The following is a 755-nucleotide window of genomic DNA, read 5'->3' as shown; positions in this document are numbered from 1 at the left end:
GGCGCAGTTGCCAACGTACCCTTGGTATGGGATATGGCAGACATGGCCATGGGCATCATGGCATGGATTAACCTCGTTGCCATCCTGCTCCTGTCACCACTTGCCTTCCTGCTGTTGAAAGACTACACAGCCAAGCTGAAAATGGGTAAAGACCCAGAGTTCAAACTCTCTGAACACCCGGGCTTGAAACGCAAAATCAAATCCGATATCTGGTAAAACCAAAGGCCGTCTGAAATTTCAGACGGCTTTTTTAATCCCTGCCATTTAGACAAAACGATGCCCCTTAAAGCAGAAGCCTTAAGGGGCAGACTAATGGCAACACATCCACCAAAGAAAGCCTTAATTAATCATTTATCTCAGACGAACAGGTAATAACCTTGTAGCCAAATGACCACTGACTTCAACAAAGACTGAGATTCACTATGGAAACGCTATAGCAGGCGGTATGTAAACCTACCGTTATGAGAACTGAAAACATAAGAAAAAAGTAAATTAGGACCAATCCTACTGTTCTAAGTCTTTTCTCAGATAGAAGAAAAATGAGAAACCCTTATAGAATAAAGATTTCCCATCAAAGTATTATAGCTAATGAAATGATAGCGAAAATATCCAAATAAAAAAACACCACCTTAAACAGGTGGTGCTTTCATATTAATTTGCTTATTCAGCAGAATCAGTTGCTTTATCAACCAATTCAACCAATGCCAAAGGAGCATTGTCGCCTTTACGGAAACCGTATTTCAGTACACGAACAT

Annotated in this window: 1 protein-coding gene and 1 pseudogene; one reads left to right on the top strand and one right to left on the bottom strand. The window is 40.8% G+C overall.

The genetic code is table 11. The features are described from left to right. Positions 1-216: alanine:cation symporter family protein (locus ACTHSP_RS21110; protein ID WP_440346895.1), on the top strand; the 216-nt coding region annotated here is incomplete at its 5' end. A gap of 444 nt (positions 217-660) precedes the next feature. On the opposite strand, the pseudogene ACTHSP_RS21105 reads toward ACTHSP_RS21110, so the two are convergent. After that, positions 661-755, bottom strand: a pseudogene (locus ACTHSP_RS21105) (50S ribosomal protein L17); the annotation flags it as partial.

The sequence above is a fragment of the Neisseria sp. P0001.S005 genome (assembly GCF_051963715.1).
Note: the sequence above shows the minus strand (reverse complement) of the source record. Positions and strands in the feature narration are given on the sequence as shown.